General features: G+C 69.3%; 13 protein-coding genes. 1 reads left to right on the forward strand and 12 read right to left on the reverse strand.

What is annotated here, in order from left to right; genetic code table 11:
• The 5 genes from M6444_RS11220 to M6444_RS11240 form a co-directional block, all read right to left on the reverse strand.
• Window positions 1-886: LD-carboxypeptidase (locus M6444_RS11220; RefSeq protein WP_298326998.1), on the reverse strand; the 886-nt coding region annotated here is incomplete at its 3' end.
• A 5-nt stretch (window positions 887-891) separates the two neighbouring features.
• Window positions 892-2883 carry a prolyl oligopeptidase family serine peptidase gene (locus tag M6444_RS11225; RefSeq protein WP_298327000.1) on the reverse strand — a complete coding sequence of 664 codons (1992 nt, stop codon included), beginning with the start codon at window positions 2881-2883 and terminating at the stop codon, window positions 892-894.
• Complete coding sequence (locus M6444_RS11230) at window positions 2883-4214, reverse strand: M20/M25/M40 family metallo-hydrolase (protein ID WP_298327002.1); 1332 nt, start codon at window positions 4212-4214, stop codon at window positions 2883-2885. The genes M6444_RS11225 and M6444_RS11230 overlap by 1 nt, the downstream gene beginning before the upstream one ends.
• The gene (locus M6444_RS11235; protein WP_298327004.1) at window positions 4189-5025 is read right to left on the reverse strand and encodes a M55 family metallopeptidase; all 837 of its coding nucleotides are present in this window, start codon (window positions 5023-5025) and stop codon (window positions 4189-4191) included. Before M6444_RS11235 ends, M6444_RS11230 begins: the two co-directional genes overlap by 26 nt.
• Before the next feature lie 21 nt (window positions 5026-5046).
• Window positions 5047-5577 (reverse strand): MarR family transcriptional regulator, encoded by a 531-nt coding sequence (locus M6444_RS11240; protein ID WP_298327006.1) that lies wholly within the window; start codon window positions 5575-5577, stop codon window positions 5047-5049.
• 59 nt (window positions 5578-5636) lie between these two features.
• On the opposite strand from M6444_RS11240, the gene M6444_RS11245 reads away from it, so the two are divergent.
• Window positions 5637-6371, forward strand: coding sequence for an SDR family oxidoreductase (locus tag M6444_RS11245; protein WP_298327008.1), 735 nt, complete (start codon window positions 5637-5639; stop codon window positions 6369-6371).
• Between the two features lie 24 nt (window positions 6372-6395).
• On the opposite strand, the gene M6444_RS11250 is transcribed toward M6444_RS11245, so the two are convergent.
• From M6444_RS11250 to rpsB, 7 genes are all read right to left on the reverse strand, one after another.
• On the reverse strand, window positions 6396-7550 hold the full coding sequence (locus M6444_RS11250) for a DivIVA domain-containing protein (protein WP_298327011.1): 1155 nt from the start codon (window positions 7548-7550) through the stop codon (window positions 6396-6398).
• Between the two features lie 126 nt (window positions 7551-7676).
• On the reverse strand, window positions 7677-8798 hold the full coding sequence (rlmN, locus tag M6444_RS11255) for a 23S rRNA (adenine(2503)-C(2))-methyltransferase RlmN (protein ID WP_298327012.1): 1122 nt from the start codon (window positions 8796-8798) through the stop codon (window positions 7677-7679).
• A 60-nt stretch (window positions 8799-8858) separates the two neighbouring features.
• Entirely contained in the window at window positions 8859-9737 is an 879-nt protein-coding gene (locus M6444_RS11260; protein WP_298327169.1) for a phosphatidate cytidylyltransferase, read from the reverse strand.
• A gap of 11 nt (window positions 9738-9748) precedes the next feature.
• Window positions 9749-10306: a ribosome recycling factor gene (gene frr, locus M6444_RS11265; protein WP_298327172.1), complete on the reverse strand. Its 558-nt coding sequence runs from the start codon at window positions 10304-10306 to the stop codon at window positions 9749-9751.
• Between the two features lie 88 nt (window positions 10307-10394).
• Window positions 10395-11171, reverse strand: coding sequence for a UMP kinase (pyrH, locus tag M6444_RS11270; protein WP_363326329.1), 777 nt, complete (start codon window positions 11169-11171; stop codon window positions 10395-10397).
• 80 nt (window positions 11172-11251) lie between these two features.
• Window positions 11252-12085, reverse strand: a complete 834-nt coding sequence (gene tsf, locus M6444_RS11275) for a translation elongation factor Ts (RefSeq protein WP_298327016.1) — start codon at window positions 12083-12085, stop codon at window positions 11252-11254.
• An 89-nt stretch (window positions 12086-12174) separates the two neighbouring features.
• A complete protein-coding gene (gene rpsB / locus M6444_RS11280) occupies window positions 12175-13089 on the reverse strand; it encodes a 30S ribosomal protein S2 (RefSeq protein ID WP_363326327.1) in 915 nt (304 codons plus the stop codon).
• Window positions 13090-13664 lie beyond the last annotated feature (575 nt).

A 13664-nucleotide genomic window follows, 5' to 3' on the forward strand; every position in this document is an offset into this window, starting at 1 on the left:
CGTCGGCGTCGAGCACGGCCGGCACCCCGAGCGGCACGGTGATGGAGCTGTCGCAGTGACCGAACCCGAGGTCGGCGACGATCGGGACACCGAGCCCGCCCAGCCGGTCCATCATCAACTCCTCCACCGGCTCGCAGTCCTTCCAGGACCCGAGCGCCACGCCGGCCACGCCGTCGAACCACCCGGTCCGCAATAGCTGGGTGAGGAAGCCGTCCAGGCGGTACGCCTTCTCCCCCACGTCCTCGAGGAGCACGATGCCCCCGGCGGCGCTCGCCCGGGCGGTCGGCGTGCCGATCTCGCCGGCGAGCAGGCTCAGGCAGCCTCCGATGGTCACGCCGCGGGCCGCCCCTGGCACCAGTACCCTCGCGTCCGGCGAGGTCAGCGCCATCGCCTCGCCCGGTTCCATCAGCATGCGCCGCAACAGGTCGGCCGTGCGATCGTCGTCGGTGAACATCGTGGTACCAGGCATCGGGCCGTGCACCGTCGCCAGCCCAAGATGCGTGGCGAAGGCGCCGTGGAGCGCGGTGATGTCGCTGAACCCGACCAACACCTTCGGTCCGGCCGCGCGCATCGCCGCCCAGTCGATCAACTCGATCATGCGCTGCGCGCCGTAGCCGCCGCGGGCACAGATCACCCCGGACACGGACGGGTCGCACCACGCCTCCTGCAGGTCACGGGCGCGATCTTGGTCGCTACCAGCCAGGTAGTCGAAGCTCGGGTGGCGGTCGAGGGCGTGCGGCGCGACGACGACGTCGAGGCCCCATTCGCGCAGGATCGCGCAGCCGGTCTCGAGGCTTTCCTTCGGTACCGGCCCGCTCGGCGACACGACCACGACCCGGTCCCCCGCTCGCAGTCGCCGCGGCCGGGTCAAGGGTGTCAGCCGCATGTCGGTCACGTCGTCAACGCGAGCGTCGGTACGTCGTCGGCCGGCGTGAACCCGAACACCTGGGCGTACAGCGACAGCTCGGCCTGCAGCGCCGTGACGATGGTCTCCTTGCGGCGGAAGCCGTGCTGCTCGCCTTCGAAGGTCAGGTAGGCGTGCGGGACCCCGCGCCCGGCGATCCGCTCGACGAACCGCTCGCACTGCACCGGCGGGCAGATCTCGTCCTCCAGCCCCTGCAACAGCAGGAACGGCGCGGTGATCCCCTCGGGGTAGTTGATCGGCGAGCGGTCGGCGTAGCGCTGAGCGGTCGCCGGCCACGGCCCGACGAGGGATTCGAGGTACTGCGACTCGAAATCGTGGGTCTCACCGGTGCGCCAGCCGGCCAGGTCGAGGATCGGGTACATGATGACCCCGCAGGCGAACGTGTCGTCGAAGGTCAGCGCTGCCGCTGAGGTCCACCCACCTGCACTGCCGCCGCGGATGCCCAGCCGCGCCGGGTCGGCGCTGCCTTCGGCCGCCAGCGCCTGCGCCACGGCGACGCAATCTTCGACGTCGACGACGCCCCAGTTCTCGCGGAGCCGGTTGCGGTACTCGCGGCCATGTCCGGTGGAGCCGCCGTAGTTGACCTCCGCCACCCCGATGCCGCGGCTGGTGAAGTAGGCGATCTCGAGGTCGTGCACCATCGGTACGCGGCTCGTGGGCCCACCGTGGACGAAGACGACGTACGGCGGCAGCTCACCATCGGGGCCGCGCAGGTCCGGGTGCCGCGGCGGGTAGACGGCGGCGTGGATCTCGCGTCCCCCGGGCCCGGTGAACGTGCGCGGGCTCGGCACCGGCAGCACGCGCTGGACCGCCGTCGACCCGTCCTCGCTCTCACCGATGCGGCCCGCCGCCCCGACGACGGCGTACGGCACATCGGGCGCAGCAGCGACGCCGATCACGCCGGCCTCCGACGTGGCCAAGGTCGGTGCCCACTCGGTGTACCGCTCGTCGCCGCCTGATCGCAGCTGGCCGGTCCCGGGGTCGAGAACGTCGAGCCGCGTCGATGCGCCACCGTGGATGACGGCGACGTCTCCGCTGGGCAATGGGGCGAACCACTGCATGCCGAGCTGCCACAACGCGCCGCCGAACTCCTCGTCGCGCGGACAGAGGTTGACCGGCACGCCGTCGGCGGTTCCGTCCGGAGCCAGCTGAAGCCGGTGCAGGTTCCACCAGCCGCTGGCGTCGCTGAGCAGCAAGAGGGTCTGCGCGGATTCCCATTCGACCTGCACGACCGACTCGTCGCGCCCACCGGCCACCGTGACCGCCGGACCCACGGTCCCGTCCGCGTCGATACGCGCGACCCGCAGCTCGGTGGAGTCCCATGGCATGTCCGGATGCTCCCAGCCGATCCAGGCCAGACTCCGGCCGTCCGGCGACGGGCGCGGGCAAGCGAGGAAGTGCCGGTCGACGACGAGCACCCGCACCGCCGACTCGTCACCGGCCGCGGAGCCGTCCAGCGGCACGCTCACCAGGGCTCGTCGCACGTCGGTCGGTGCCGGGCCGACATGCTCCTCGCGGACGCACCACACGGCGTCGCCGTCGGGCGCGAGCACGGGTTCGACGTAGCGCCAGCCGGCCGGGCGAGCCGGTTGCGGGCTCAGCGGGCGGGGCTCGGCGTCCGCGCCGGGCTCGAGCAGGTACAGGCGCTGATCGGAGAACTCGCTGAACACGACGGCTGCACCGGAGCGACCGGGTACGGGGACGTAGGCGCGCCCGCCGTATTCGTGGACCCGGCTGCGCACGTTCCACGGAGCCGGAACGACCACCTCGGCAGGCCCGGCACCGTCGCCACGCGAGCGCAGCAACGCGGAGCGTCCGCCCTCCGCGGGCATCGGGCGGACCCACCACAAGGACTCGCCGTCGTGGCTCAGCCAGCCGGGCCGGCCGTCGTTCTCCGCGACGAGTCCGACGTCGACGGGCGAGGCCCAGCTTCCATACGGTGCCGACTGCGCGGTCATCAGCCGACCGTCGTCAGGAACCGGTCGAGCACGCGCACACCGAAGTCCAGTGCGTCCACCGGCACGCGCTCGTCGATGCCGTGGAACAGCGCCTGATAGTCGAATCCTGGCGGCAGCTGCAACGGCGAGAAGCCGTACCCGACGATGCCCAGCCGGGAGAACTGCTTGGCGTCCGTCCCGCCGGACATACACATCGGCACCACGTACGCACCGGGATCCTCAGCGGTCAGCGCGTCGGCCATCGCCGCGAACGTCGACGAGTCGACGTCGGCCGACAACGGCACCTCGGTGTGCTCGTAGTCCCAGTGCACCCGCGGACCCGCTAGCTCGGAGACGGTGGATTCGAACTCGTCTTTCATCCCCGGCAGGACGCGCCCGTCGACGTAACCGACCGCGGTCTGCGGGATGACGTTGACCTTGTACCCGGCCTGCATCATGGTCGGGTTGGTGCTGTTGCGCAGCGTCGACTCGACGAGCTGACGCGCGGGGCCGAACTGCGCCAGCACCTCGTCGGCGTCGAAGGCCGGATCGTCGGTGTCGACCTCGATCCCCAGCGCGGTGCCGATACCCTCCACCGCGGCCCGCACCGTCGGCGTCAGGCGCACCGGCCATTCGTGCTGGTCGAAACGGGCCAGCGCCGCGGCCAGCGCGCCGACAGCGTTGTCGGTGTTGACCTTCGAACCGTGCCCGGCCTGGCCATTGGCGGTCAATCGCATCCAGGCGGTACCTCGCTCGCCGGCGCCGACCGGGTACAGCCGAATCCCGTCGCCGGCGTGGAACGTGTACGCACCGGATTCGCTGAAGCCTTCGGTGCAGCCCTCGAACAGATCGGCGTGCTCGCGCACGAGGAAATCCGAGCCGTAGACGGCGCTGGCTTCCTCGTCGGCAGTGAACGCGAGCACGACGTCACGACGGGGTCGCCGGCCCTCGCGCATCCAGGCGCGGACCACGGCGAGCATCATCGCGTCCATGCCCTTCATGTCGACCGCGCCGCGGCCCCACAGGACGCCGTCACGGACCTCGCCGGAGAAGGGGTGAACCTGCCAGTCGGCCGGTTCGGCGGGAACGACGTCGAGGTGCCCGTGGACGAGGACGGCGTCGCGGTCGGGTTCGGTGCCGTCGATGCGCGCGACGACGTTCGCCCGGCCGGGCGCCGATTCGATCACGGTGGCCTCGATGCCGACGTCGTCGAGGCGTTCGGCGACGTACTCGGCGGCCGGACGTTCTCGGCACGTGCCGTCGCCGGAGTTGGTGGTGTCGATACGGATGAGGTCCGACGCCAGCGTGGTGACGTCCGAGGGGCGGTCAGCCATAGCGGTCTTCGATGCCATTCGAGATCAGCGTGGTCACGGTCTTGAAGCAGCGGATCATGTCCTCAGCGGTTCCGGCGGTGTAGCGGACCCGGCGCTCGGCGACACGTTCCACGGTGGGCACCATACCGGCGAAATCCGCCAACTGGGTCGCGTCGACTTCGACCTCGACGGTGAACGGTCCGGCGTCGGTGGCCGGTTCGTGCCGCACGGCCGAAGCGGTCGCCGCCTTCGCACCGGCACGGATGTCGGCGAAGGTGCGGGCCGGCGGCTTGCACCGAGCGGCGTAGCGCGACACGTACTCCTTGACCGCGACGGTATGCGCTTCGGGTGCGTACGTCGCCGCATCGGCACACGTGCGGTCGTCGCCGGTGACGAGGATCACCGGCGTTCCGTACTGGGCCGCCACGAGGGCATTGAGCCGCCCCTCACTGGCCGGGGCGCCGTCGAGCCACACACCGGTGATCGAGTTGGGCAGGTAGGTGTGCGCCAGCACTCCCTCGGCCCCGGCTCCCGCGTGGTAGCCGAGAAAGACCACGCCGTCGACGTCGCCGGCCTGGATGCCCTCGACCATCGTCAGTGCCTTGTGCCGGCCGGTGATCATGGTGGCCCGTTCGTCGAGCTCTTCGAGGAGAAGATTGCGCATGGTGGCATGCGCCTCGTTGACGACGACCTCGGTGGCCCCGCCGTCGAACAGCCCGGCGATGGCGCCGTTGACGTCAGAGGTGAACATCGATCGGCAGCGTTGCCACGGCTCGGTGCCGGGCTCGACATCCGCGCTCCACGTCACACCGGTGGCGCCCTCCATGTCGGCCGAGATGAGCACCTTCATAGACCAATACTGTACCTCTTACTAGGGCGGTGGCCGGTCCTCGGCACCGACCCGTCGGCCGAGCTGACCCAGCAGGACCTTCAACGAATTCGCCAGCTCAGCGCGGGCAGGCTGATCGAGCCCGTCGAGCAGCGATTCCTCGTGGCGGAGCAACTCGCCGACGACGCGCTCGTTCAACTGCCGCCCCGTCTCGGTCAGCGCGACCACCACCGACCGACCGTCGTCGCCGGATCGATTCCGCACCACGAGACCGGCCGCCTCGGCACGGGCGACCCGCTGCGATATCGCTCCGGCGGTGACGAAGCTGCGCTGGGCGATCTGCCCAGGGGTGAGCTCGTATGGCGGGCCACTACGGCGCAAGGTGCTCAGCAGGTCGAGGGTCGAACTGTCAGTGCCGAGGCGCTCCAGGGTCCGGCGTCGCTCGTCGGAGAGCAGCTGCGCCAGCCGCCAGATCCGGGTGATGATCCCGATCGACTCGACCGGCACGTCCGGCAGCTCGCGGCGCCACGCCGCCTGAATCCGATCGGCGCCGTCCTCGTCCCGTGTTGTCATGCCGCCCAACCGGCCCTTAGGCTCGTCACGCCAATTAATTTAGCACTAAAGGAGTTTGCATGGCTGCACGGACCATCGTCGTCACCGGGGGCGGAACCGGCATCGGCCGCGCCGTCGCGCAGTCGTTCGCCGCCGACGGCGACACCGTCGTCATCACCGGCCGGCGACGGGAACGACTCGAGCGAGCCGTCGCCGAGATCGGACCGTCCGTACGGGCGATCGACTTCGACGCGTCGGACCCGGTGGCCGTCCAAGCGGCAGCCGAGCACCTGCCTGAACGCGTCGACGTCCTGGTCAACGCGGCAGGGGGCAACACCGGCTTCGACCAGCCCGCCCCGGCACCCGACGACCTGGCCGGCATCGCCGCTGCCTGGCGAGCCAATCTCGACGCCAACGTCCTCAGCGCCGTCCTGATGACCACGGTGCTGACCCCGCGCTTCGTCGACGGCGCGCGCATCGTCACCATCGGTTCGATAGCCGCTCACCAGGGATCGGGCAGCTACGGAGCGGCCAAGGCGGCGGTGGAGGTGTGGACGGTCGACATCGCCGGCCGGCTGGGCCCGCGCGCTATCACCGCGAACGTCGTCGCGCCGGGCCTCACCGAGGGCACGGAGTTCTTCCGGGATTCACTCACCGACGAGCGTCGGCAACGATTGATCAACGCGACCAAGAACGGCCGGGCGGGCAGAACGGACGACGTGACCGCGGCGGTGCGTTACCTGGCTTCACCGGAAGCCGGACACGTCACCGCCCAGGTCCTGCACGTCAACGGCGGCGCCTACCTCGGGCGCTGATCGGCCACCGCGCCGCCGACGGTCTCAGGGAGCGACGACCTCGACTTCGAACCCCTCGTCGTTCTCCATGTACGCGGCGTAGTGATGCGGGCCGCCGGCATGCGGATGCCGATCGGCGAACATGAGGTGCCAGCCGTAGGCCGGGGCCTCGGAGACGATGCGATCGACCATCCATTGCTCGGGGACGGCCAGCGCCAGATGGTTTAGGCCCGGGGCCTTGCGGTCGTAGGCGACCCAGCTCATGTCCGGGGACGCTTCCACCACGACGTAGGGGCCGCCGCCGGGCGCCTGCCAGGAGCGACCGTGCTCCCATGCCTGGAAAAGCGTCCAGCCGAGCCGCTCGAACAGCCAACCGAACGACCGGGTCGCCGCCTCGAGGTCACGGACCCAGACCTCGACGTGGTGCAGCCCCGTCGACGGTGTGGTCGACGGGCTCAGTGACTGATCGTCGACGACGGGCGCGCCCATCGGCGATTGAGCGGGAGCGGAGGACTGCGGATACTGCTGCTCGGAGCCGAAAGAGGGATCCAGCGCTCGAAGCACCGGGTCGAGTTCGTTCACCGCGGAGTCGGTCAGGGGATCGTAGCTCGGCGGGGCGCCGGGCATCGTCTGCTGCGATGCGGGGATGGTTCCGGGAGCAGTGCCGGGTGAGCTGTTGTACGCCGCCGGCGCGCCGTGCTGGGTGTCGTAGTACGGCGCGTAACCCGGATTCGTCTGCGGCGCGGCGGGACCGCCGTAACCCGCGGCGTTGGGAGCGCCGTAACCGGACGCGGGCACGTCGTAGCCCCCAGGTGCCCCGTAGCCACCAGGCGGGAGCACCGCCGGCGGCGCCACCGGGGGTGCGGCGGGAGCACCGGCCATCTGGCCAGGATGAGTACCCACACTCGTGTGCTGCGCACCATGGTCATGCGCAGGCGCCTGAGCAGCGGCCTTGCGCATGCGCCGGAGTTCCGCCGCAGCCGCGTCGAGCCAGTCGTCGACGTCGTCCATGACGTAACCCTCGCGCATCCGGACGACCTTGAACTCCTCGTTCTCGATCTGCTCCGGCGTCACACCGCGCCCGCTGCTGCGCCCCTCGAGGGCGTCGATGACGACGTCGACGAAGTCGTCGACGGCGTCCAGGTCATAGCCCTCTCGCATCCGGGTCGTACGAAACTCGGGCTCGCGACTGACGGCCACCAGGTGTCACTCTCCTCCCGAAGTGAAATGGCCGGTCTCGGGGTACCTCACGACCATGAGTCCAGCCAACTCATGACCCGAGAAGCCGAAATCCCCCGAGACCGGCCGAGCCAATCGCAATGCATACTAATCGGTAACAGTAGCCAGCTGACCACATGCCCCGTCGATGTCGCTACCCCGCGTATCACGGACTGTCACCGGGATACCGCGTTCGGCCAGAGTGGCTACGAATTGCGCCGCCACCTCCGGACGCGACGCGGTCCACTTCGACCCGGGTGTCGGGTTGAGCGGAATCGGGTTGACGTGCACCCATCCTCGTCCACGCGCATCAAGCAGGCGCCCGAGCAGATCGGCCCGCCACGCCTGGTCGTTGATGTCGCGGATCAGAGCATACTCGATGGAGACCCGCCGGCCGGTGGTCTCGAAATAGCGCCGCGCGGCGTCGAGCGCCTCGTCGACCTTCCATCGAGTGTTCACCGGCACCAACTCGTCGCGCAGCTCGTCGTCGGGGGCATGCAGTGACAGCGCGAGCGTGACGCCGAGATCTTCAGCGGCGAGTTTGTCGATCGCCGGAGCGAGTCCCACCGTCGACACGGTGATGCCCCGGCGGCTGAGCCCCAGACCGGCCGGCGCGGCGTCGATGAGCCGGCGTACGGCGGTGACCACCGCCTTGTAGTTCGCCAGCGGCTCACCCATGCCCATGAACACGACGTTGGTGACCTGCCCCGGCCCACCAGCGACCTCACCGGCGCGCAACGCCCGCTCGGCCGCCACGACCTGCTCGACGATCTCGGCCGCGGACATGTTGCGGGTCAGGCCTTGTTGGCCGGTCGCACAGAACGGGCAGTTCATGCCGCAGCCGGCTTGGCTGGACACACACAATGTGACCCGCGGTCGCGCTCCGTCGTAGCGCATCAACACGCTTTCGACCAGCGCACCGTCGAACAGCCGCCACAACGTCTTGCGGGTCGCCCCGTCGTCGGTCTCGACGTGGCGAACGGGGGTGACCAGGACCGGCAGCAGTGACGCGGCCAGGTCGGCGCGAGCCGCGGCCGGAACGTCGGTCATCTGCGCAGGGTCGCTGACGTGGCGGGCGAAATAGTGCCGCGACAGCTGGTCGGCGCGGAACGGCTTCTCGCCCAGATCGGCCACCGCCTGCCGTCGATCGGCGACGTCGAGGTCGGCAAGATGCCGCGGCGGCTTGCCACGGCGCGCGGGGACGAGCGTCAACTCACCGGGTTTGGGCATGATGACCGCCATTGTGACACGCCCGGCCGCAGTGGGCCTCCGCTGACCGGCGAAGGAGGGTCAGGTGACGACGTACTCGAGGACCAGCCACACCAGCGGAGCCGACGGCAGCAGCGAATCCAACCGGTCCATCAGACCGCCGTGCCCCGGCAGCAGCGAACTCATGTCCTTGACCCCGAGGTCACGCTTGATCATGGATTCGCCGAGATCGCCCAGGGTCGCTCCGATGACCCCGACCAGGCCGAGAATCGCGCCGGCCCACCAGGTGCCGTCGAAGGCCAGTATCGCCACCGCCACCCCGGCGGTCCCACCGAGCAGCACCGACCCGGCGAAGCCCTCCCACGACTTCTTCGGACTGACGCTGGGCGCCATCGGATGCCGTCCGGCGATGACGCCCGCGGCGTAACCACCGGTGTCCGAGGCCACCACGACCAGCAGCAGCGCGAACACCTGCCAATGACCGTCGTCGGCGCGCACCAGGATCATCGCGAAACCGGCCAAGAACGGCACGTACACCGCGACGAACACGCCGGCGGCGACGTCACGCAGGTAACCAGGGCTGGAATCGCCCAACCGCCACGCGCCGACGGCAGCGACGGTGAGACCGAGGCTGACCATCAGCGGCGAGGCGCCGCCGGCGTATCCACCGACGAGCATCAGCACGGCGCCGAGCATGACCGGCACGACCGGCACCGCCACCGACCGCTGACTCATCGCCGTCGCGAGCTCCCACACGGCGACGATCATGACCAGCACGACCAGCCCCACGAATGCGGGCTTGAACAGGAACAGCGTGCTCAGGACGATTGCGGCCAGCCCGAGCCCGACGGCGGTCGCCGCGCGCAGATCACGCCCCGCCCGGCCGTGCCGCCGCGCGCGATGCCCCGGACCTTTGGCGCCGGCCTCCGGAGGCTGCGACTCGGGCGGCTCGTCGGTCATCACCACGTGTCTCAGACCTCGAGCAGTTCGGCTTCCTTGCGCTTGAGCAACTCGTCGATCTGGTCGATGTAGTTCTTCGTGAGCGTTTCCAGCTGCTTCTCGGCCCGGGCGACGTCGTCCTCACCGACCTCGCCGTCACGAGCGAGACGGTCCAAGGTCTCCTTCGCGTGCCGGCGCACACTGCGGATCGAGACCCGTGAGCCCTCGGCCTTCTCTCTGGCGACCTTGATGTACTCCCGGCGGCGTTCCTCGGTCAGCACCGGAAGGGCGACCCGGATGATCGTGCCGTCGTTGGTCGGGTTGACCCCGAGGTCGGAATCGCGGATCGCGCGCTCGATGGCGCCGAGCGAGCTCTTGTCGTACGGCTGCACCGTGATCATGCGCGCGTCGGCGATGTGGAACGACGCGAGCTGGTTGACCGGCGTGGGTACGCCGTAGTAGTCGACCATGATCTTGTTGAACAGCGAGGGGTGCGCTCGGCCGGTCCGGATCGTCGCGAAATCCTCTTTACCGACCGAAACGGCCTTCTCCATTTTCTCCTCAGCCTCGAGGAGGGTTTCGTCGATCACCATGACTCCTTCGCCTTGCGTGTGCCGTCTCTACTCAAGAGGTTCCCCGACCGAACCCGGTCACGTCACCGGCATCGTGTCACGGACTCTACGACCCACCGACATCGACGACGGTTTCGACGTCGGAGGCGACCAAGGTGCCGATCTTCTCGCCCCGGATCGCCCGGGCGATGCCGTCATCCACATCGAGGCCGAACACCACAATAGGCAGGTGGTTGTCCATACAGAGGCTGAAGGCGGCCGGATCGGCCACATTGAGTCGCTGCCGCAGCACTTCTGCGTAGGAGATGGTGACATATCTGCGCGCGTCCGGATGCGTGTGCGGGTCGGCCTCGTAAACGCCGTCAACCCCACTCTTACCCATGAGCAGCCGGTCACAACCGATTTCCAGGGCGCGCTGGGCGGCCACGGTATCGGTGGTGAAGTACGGCATGCCCGCACCGGCACCGAAGATCACGACCCGGCCCTTCTCGAGGTGCCGCGCCGCGCGCCGGGGAATGTACGGCTCGGCCACCTGGCCCATCGTGATGGCCGTCTGCACCCGAGTGTCGACGCCCCGGTGCTCGAGGAAGTCCTGCAGGGCCAGGCAGTTCATGACCGTGCCGAGCATGCCCATGTAGTCGCCCCGGGCTCGGTCCATGCCGTGGTGCTGCAACTCCGCGCCGCGGAAGAAATTGCCCCCTCCCACGACCACAGCCACCTGAACGCCGTCGTCGATCACCTCGGCGATCTGCGCGGCGATGCGGCGCACGACATTCGGGTCGACGCCGACCGCGCCGCCGCCGAACACTTCACCGGACAGCTTCAGCAGGACCCGCTTGGCCGCGCCCAGCGGCGTCGGGGGTCTGTCGGTCGCGGCCGGCACCGCCGTGGTGTCGCTCGTCTCGGTCACGGTGCCGGCCTCCTGCGGTCGTACGGGTTGACGGGGCTGAACAGGTGCTCCGCTCAGGCGGCGCCGACCTCGAAACGGACGAACCGCTTGACCGTGACGCCGGCCTCTTGCATGAGAGAACCGACGGACTTCTTCGAATCCTTCACCGCCGGCTGGTCGAGCAGGACGGTGTCCTTGAAGTATCCGTTGAGCCGGCCCTCGACGATCTTCGGCAGCGCCTGCTCGGGCTTGCCTTCTTCGCGAGCAGTCGCCTCGGCGATGCGCCGCTCGTTGTCGATGACGTCGGCCGGCACCTCGTCGCGGTTGGTGTACTGCGGGCGCAGCGCTGCAACCTGCATGGCGGCATCGTGCGCGGCCTGAGCGGCCTCGGCCGAGCCGTCGGATTCGTACTCGACCAGGACGCCCACCTGCGGCGGGAGGTCGGCGGAGCGACGGTGCAGGTACGTGGCGAACTGACCGTCGACGACGGCGGCCTTGGTGAGCTCGATCTTCTCACCGATGACCGCAGCGGCCTCGTCGATCGCCGCGCTGACGGTGCGTCCGTCCGGCATGCTCGAACCGAGCAGCGTGTCGACGTCGCCAGCCTTGGCCGTGGCCGCAACGGCGACGATGTCGGCGGCGAGCTTCTGGAAGTCAGCGTTCTTCGCGACGAAGTCGGTCTCACAGGCCAGTACGATCAGCGCCGGGCCGTCGGCCGCGACGAGACCGTTGGACGTGGTGCGCTCGGCGCTGCGCTTGGCGGCCTTGGCCGCGCCCTTGATCCGCAGGGCCTCGATGGCCTGGTCGAAGTCGCCGTCGGCACCCTCCAGCGCCTTCTTCGCGTCCATCATGCCGGCGCCCGTGGCCTCACGCAGGCGCTTGACGTCGGCGGCAGTGATGTTCGGCATCCTCACACTTCTCTCTATAGTCAGTAAGTCGTCAAAGCTCGCGGCGGCCCGGTGTGACCGAGCCGCCGCGACGTGAATCGGGGTGGTGCTCAGGCCTGCGGAGCGGCGGGCTGGGCGCCCTCGTTCTGCTCGGCGGCTTCGGCGACGGCCTCGGCGGACTCACCCGCGACCTGGGTGGAGGGCTCGGCCGGAACCTGGGCGGCGTCGTTCTCGGTGACGGTGCCCGAGTCGGCCTGGAGCAGCTCCTTCTCCCACTCGGCGAGCGGCTCGTCAGAGGCGAGGTCGGTGCCGTTGGTGGCCTCGCCGCGCTGCCCGTGCCGGGCCAGCAGCCCGTCGGCGACGGAGTCGGCCACGACGCGCGTGAGCAGCGACACCGCGCGGATGGCGTCGTCGTTACCCGGGATCGGGTAGTCGACCTCGTCAGGGTCGCAATTGGTGTCGAGGATGGCGACGATCGGGATACCCAGCTTGCGGGCCTCGTCGACGGCGAGGTGCTCCTTCTTGGTGTCGACGATCCACACGGCGCTGGGCACCTTGGACATCGTGCGCACGCCGCCGAGAGTCCGCTCGAGCTTGTCCTTCTCACGCCGGCGCATGAGAAGTTCCTTCTTCGTCAGTCCCGACCCCGCGACGTCGTCGAAGTCGAGTTCCTCGAGCTCCTTGAGCCGCTGCAGCCGCTTGTTGACGGTCTGGAAGTTGGTGAGCATGCCGCCGAGCCACCGCTCGGTGACGTAGGGCATGTTGACACGGGTGGCCTGCTCGCGCACGGCCTCCTGAGCCTGCTTCTTGGTGCCCACGAACAGCACCGTCCCGCCGTGCGCCACGGTCTCTTTGACGAACTCGTACGCGCGGTCGATGTAGGACAGCGACTGCTGCAGGTCGATGATGTAGATGCCGTTGCGCTCGGTGAGGATGAACCTCTTCATCTTCGGGTTCCAGCGCCGGGTCTGGTGCCCGAAGTGCACGCCGCTTTGCAGCAACTGCCTCATGGTGACGACGGCCATGGCCTGCGTCTCCTCCTAGTGCGCCGGCCGCAGATCGCGAGGCGGCGCGTTGTTTGCGGTTGTTCGCAGCGGTGGTCGGCCGCTACGCCTGGTGCCCGCGGCCGCTGCGCCGCCTGTGGGTTCGTGTGACGAACCGTCCAGGACCGTTGGCGAGCAAAACCTTGCGTGCGGGCACGCGAATTCGACCCAGACAAAGCTGAGCCGCTGCCAGTATAGATGGACACGCAGGTCCGACACCACTCGTTGGGCCGCGCCCCGCTCGGCCGAGTGCGGTGGCCGTTCACAGGGCGGGCCGAGCCGCCTCATCCACGCGTTCGCGCCGTTCATGGTGTTCCGATGTCCCGGGGACGCGGGATTCCAGGGGTCGGGGGTCACAGGGGTCGGGGTCACAGAGGTCGGGGTCACAAGGGTCGGTCCAACGTGTCCCAGCCGAGCGTCCCTGGTTCCACAGCCGAGGGTCATGGTGAGGCCACCAACGTGACGGTCGCCTCGGGCCTGGCTCAGGTGCAAACTGACGAGCTTCGCGCTGGGCGCTGTCGTGAAGATCGTCGTGCTGACGATTGCCGTTCTACGCC

It is taken from the genome of Haloactinopolyspora sp. (assembly GCF_027324685.1).
Classification (GTDB): Bacteria; Actinomycetota; Actinomycetes; order Jiangellales; family Jiangellaceae; genus Haloactinopolyspora.